This window comes from Methanocalculus sp. (genome assembly GCF_029762515.1).
Lineage (GTDB): Archaea > Halobacteriota > Methanomicrobia > Methanomicrobiales > Methanocorpusculaceae > Methanocalculus.
This window is the reverse complement of sequence record NZ_JARVGN010000185.1, coordinates 1-4,363: the sequence shown is the minus strand read 5'-3', so window position 1 is coordinate 4,363 and position 4,363 is coordinate 1. Positions and strand designations below refer to the sequence as shown.

The window sequence follows — 4,363 nt, the reverse complement described above, 5'->3', positions numbered from 1 at the left end:
TTTCTTCTCCCCACCGGAGATCTTTCTCTTAAACCATTCAAAGATTGCTTGTATGCTCAATTGTATCACTTTTGTATCTGTTTGAGTGTATGCTGCTCATATGGTGCCCTTCCGAACATCAAAAAGTGAGCGTAAGGATCTCTGCTTCCAAAGTATCTGTATCAAGGATCGCGATCGTTGCCTTCCCGTACCGCTCACCGCAGGCTTCGCCCGGATTGATCAGGATACTCTCTCCTGACTTCCTGATTGCCGGGCGATGGGTATGTCCGGAGATGATGACGTCAAATACAGCCGCCTCAGCAAGTGCCAGTACAGATCCGGGATCATCCCCATGCACCATCCCGATCCTGAGCCCATCAACCAGGAGATCTGCAAAGCGGCTTTCCACCTGTATTGTGCCGCATCTCCTGCCTTCATCCCGGAGCTGCTTCTGTTGACGGTCACAGTTTCCAAAGACTCCGATCATCTCACAGGGAAGATCACAGAAGATCCCAAGTGACCGGGTGTCTGTGATATCTCCTGCATGGAGGACAAGTCCGGTATCCTGTGAGACAAATTGATTGATCGCCTCCCGGATGGCGGGGCGATTGTCGTGGGTGTCTGCGAGGATGCCGATAATCATTTAGACGTGTTTTGCATCTGATGTATAATACCTGTATCTCTTTTTGACAAGATCGCTCATGTGAGGCAAACATCCCGGTTCTCTGTCCTGCTACTCACTCCGATGCTCCCTTCTTCAGGAAAACCCTGCCTTTCCCTGTCAGGCGATATTTCTGGAGTCAGCTTCGTGGTTTCTCTGGAATGGTATATTCAATCATTTCTTCCCTGAGCAATACACGTATGATATGGTTCAGTTGGCCGGAGATTTCTGCCTGTCCAAGTTCTCTGGATAGTTCAGATTTTGCCAGGGGTTCACTTTCAAGGTGATGCAAAATGCGCATTGACAACGACTCTGGCTGTGACTCTGGCTGTGACTCTGTTTTTTTATTTGTTTCTATACTTGTTCGCGTGAAGGTGATGGTAAACCAGTTTTCTGAAGTCTCGATCTTTGGCTCATCAAGGCCATAATCTAAAGCCCTGGGCCTCCTCTATGTTGAGATCGTGAAGGAAGCCTCTTATGCCTGAGAGGATAATATACATTTATTATGGGATCCATAACGACCATATCAGTATCTTCCGATACAAAAGAAATGCTTCGGAGCGCTGGCAAAGAAGGGGAGAGTTATGATACCATCATACGGAAGTTGCTCAGTGAAGTGAACTGGAAGAATCTGAATGAACGCTGGAATACGATATTAGAAACAGAAGAGTTCCTTCCTCTTGATGCACTGTGATATACCCGGTTTTGGTTTCACGAACCTTTGAAAAACAATTTTACACGCTCTGTGAGGATACCCGCAACCGAATACGCCATTCACTCACCCATTTATCAGCGGATCCATTTACTCCACGTTCCGGCCTTGATATAAAAGTTCTTACTGATTCCGATCCAAAAAAATACCGTTTACGGGTTGGTGAGTATCGTATTATTTATGCTGTGGATGCTACTTCAGTGAGGGTTATTGAGGTATTTAAAAGAGGTCGGGAGTACTGATGGTTAGATGGCAAACGCCATAACAGTCTGTCGTGGGTATCTGCGAGGATGCCGATAATCATGCTTTCTTTTCATTCTCCGTTTTCATAGATGTATGGAGACAGCCCTGCTCTTCTTCATGTTCATAATAGAGTTCCGTATCACGGCATTGCAGTTCTCAAGCATCGGCCTCCCATGCCCGAAATAGATCGCCCTCACATCTCTCTCGGCAATAGAAAGCAAAGCCTGAACAAATTTCTCATCATAGGTGGAACCGGGCACACGAATGATCACCGGGGTGTCTCCTACAAAGAGCACTCCGTCCTCATCGCAGTAGAGACAGATTGAATCCTGTGTGTGGCCGGGTGTATGGATCACTTCAAATAAACGATCCCCGATACGCAGGCTCTCCCCTCCACTGAGGATGGTATCAACATATTTTTGGGAATTTGAGAATGCATAGATGCGAGGTGAGAAGCTCTCTTTTATCTGTTCTGAAAGGGAAGCATGATCATAGTGCGAATGCGTAAGAATGACCTGATCCAATTTTCGCTTCCCTACACCGGTCCGTGCATTCTGTATCTTTTCAATGATTGATGGATCCCGGCCGACATCAACCAGCGTATTCTGATCATCAAGAGCATTCCAGGTGCCGGTGATCAGATAGACATTTGAGGTGTAGATCTGGCTGTCTTCTGTCAGGTTGATGATCTTCATTGAAACACCTCGTTTTTACCTGGGCAGTGGCTCCTCATCTCCCAAGCGGCACTCCATGTAGGTTCTGTAGAGAATCAATGTATCGACTCCACTTCAGGAACGTGAATTTGCTGGTAGCTTTCTGAAGACCTGGGCATTTGGGACGACCTGCTCAAAGAGACCTGCAACCTCGGGAGGCATCTTCTGGGTCTGTTCTGTAAGGAAGAAGCCGCCGTCAACCAGTGTGTCATGGAACATCCTGATCACCTTGATCCTCTGCTCTTCTGTGAAATGGAGGAGGACATTCTTGCAGCTGATCAGTGAGAAATTATTGCCGGGAGGATTACAGGTGAGGAGATCATGCCGTTTAAAGGTAACCCGGTTCCGGACATCCTCAGCTATGATGAAATTTCCGTCTTTATCCGGATCAGGAGTAAAATTCTTTGTAAAGAACTCTTCCGGAATCCTTTTTAATTCCACATAGGGATAGCTGCCCTTTCCGATTATATCTCCAAAGAGGTCTGAATGATCGATGTCGCTAGCAAGTATCCTGACATTCCGAAAGATCATCGCCCCCATATGCTCTTTCAGGAGAAGGGCAATTGTGTAGGGCTCCTGCCCCATCGCACACCCGGCACTCCAGACATTGATATGCGTCCTCCCACGGATGGAGGGGAGCATATGATCGATGATCATCTGGAGCGTCTGGAGATCCCGAAAGAAGTAGGTGAATGCCATGCTTTGGTCCACTAAATATTTGATGGGAGGGATGATAAAACCGGGGTTTGCACCATTGATTGAGGAGAGTCTGTTATGGATGCTTGCGAAACTACCCTGTATCCTCCTTCTTCAGCAGGTTTATCGGGGTCTTTCTGCTTTCTCTGAGACTCTTAATCGAGTTCTCGATGATTGCGTTGCATCTTCCAAATGTCGGCCTGCCATGTCCATAGTAGATCGCCCTCACATCTTTTGTGGCAATATAGAAGAGGGCATGGATAAATCTCTCATCGTACCTACAACCCGGCCCACCATGGACCGGAATGGTATCCCCAACAAAGAGGACTCCGTCCTCCTCGCAGAAGAGGCATATTGAGTCCCCGGTGTGTCCGGGTGTGTGGATCACCTCAAAGAAGCGATCGCCGACACGAATGATCTCTTTTCCTCTGAGGATGATATCGACACAGCCCTTTGAATTCGAGAAGGCATAGATCGTCGGGGAGAATAGCTTCTTGATCTCGTGGGTTAGCGATGCATGATCATAGTGATCGTGCGTGAGTATCACCTGGTCAAGCTTCCGCTTCCCTACACCGGCAGATGATCTGGTAATCTTCTCGATAATCTTTGGATCCCGCCCAACATCAACCAGCGTATTCTTATCATCCAGCGTCTTCCAGTCGCCGGTGACAAGATAGACATTCGAGGTGTAGATATCGCTCTCTTCAGTCAGGTTGATGATCTTCATAAATTTACCTTGAATTTATCAGGGTGGAGAAGCCCAAATCCCTGGTTTCCTCTTGATGCAAGCTCTGTCATACATCACTTCATCAACTCCATGTCATGAATGGGAGGGGGTGGGTAGCTTTCTGAAGACCTGGGCATGAGGGACGACCTGTTCGAAGAGATCTGCAACCCCGGACGGCATCTTCTGCGTCTGTTCGGTGAGGAAGAAGCCGCCGTCAACCAGGGTCTCATGAAACATCCTGATGACCTTGATCCTCTCTTCTTCTGTGAAGTGGAGGAGGACATTCTTACAGCTGATAAGAGAGAAATCACTGCCGGGAGGGTTCAAAGTAAGGAGATCATGCCTTTTGAAGCTGACCCTGCTCCTGAGCTCATCATCCACGATAAAATGTCCTTTTTTGTCAGGATCGGGGGTAAAACTCCTGGTGAAGTACTCTTGTGGTATCCTTTCCAGTTCTTCAAAGGGATAACTGCCTTTTTTGAGTATTGTCCCATAGGTGTCTGAGTGATCGATGTCGCTTGCAAGAATCCTGACATTCTGAAAGGCCGCCTCTTCCATATTCTGTTTCAGAAGAATGGCGATGGTGTAGGGCTCCGGCCCCATCGCACACCCGGCACTCCAGATATCGATAG

General features: G+C 47.7%; 7 protein-coding genes. 2 read left to right on the top strand and 5 right to left on the bottom strand.

Annotated elements, in window-relative coordinates; all coding sequences use genetic code 11:
- Positions 1 to 118: 118 nt before the first annotated feature.
- Entirely contained in the window at positions 119 to 622 is a 504-nt protein-coding gene (locus QCH34_RS07580; protein ID WP_300332435.1) for a metallophosphoesterase, read from the bottom strand.
- A 523-nt stretch (positions 623 to 1,145) separates the two neighbouring features.
- On the opposite strand from QCH34_RS07580, the gene QCH34_RS07575 reads away from it, so the two are divergent.
- Positions 1,146 to 1,334 (top strand): hypothetical protein, encoded by a 189-nt coding sequence (locus tag QCH34_RS07575; protein WP_300332433.1) that lies wholly within the window; start codon positions 1,146 to 1,148, stop codon positions 1,332 to 1,334.
- Positions 1,331 to 1,594, top strand: coding sequence for a type II toxin-antitoxin system RelE/ParE family toxin (locus QCH34_RS13325; RefSeq protein ID WP_366898452.1), 264 nt, complete (start codon positions 1,331 to 1,333; stop codon positions 1,592 to 1,594). The genes QCH34_RS07575 and QCH34_RS13325 overlap by 4 nt, the downstream gene beginning before the upstream one ends.
- Positions 1,595 to 1,678: 84 nt before the next feature.
- Here QCH34_RS13325 and QCH34_RS07570 read toward each other — a convergent pair whose 3' ends face one another.
- The 4 genes from QCH34_RS07570 to QCH34_RS07555 all read right to left on the bottom strand — a co-directional run.
- On the bottom strand, positions 1,679 to 2,290 hold the full coding sequence (locus tag QCH34_RS07570) for an MBL fold metallo-hydrolase (RefSeq protein WP_300332431.1): 612 nt from the start codon (positions 2,288 to 2,290) through the stop codon (positions 1,679 to 1,681).
- A 93-nt stretch (positions 2,291 to 2,383) separates the two neighbouring features.
- Complete coding sequence (locus QCH34_RS07565; protein ID WP_300332429.1) at positions 2,384 to 3,007, bottom strand: CheR family methyltransferase; 624 nt, start codon at positions 3,005 to 3,007, stop codon at positions 2,384 to 2,386.
- 91 nt (positions 3,008 to 3,098) lie between these two features.
- Positions 3,099 to 3,731 carry an MBL fold metallo-hydrolase gene (locus QCH34_RS07560; protein ID WP_300332427.1) on the bottom strand — a complete coding sequence of 211 codons (633 nt, stop codon included), beginning with the start codon at positions 3,729 to 3,731 and terminating at the stop codon, positions 3,099 to 3,101.
- A gap of 93 nt (positions 3,732 to 3,824) precedes the next feature.
- Positions 3,825 to 4,363, bottom strand: a 539-nt coding sequence (locus QCH34_RS07555) for a CheR family methyltransferase (RefSeq protein ID WP_300332425.1), incomplete at its 5' end; no start/stop codon positions are given.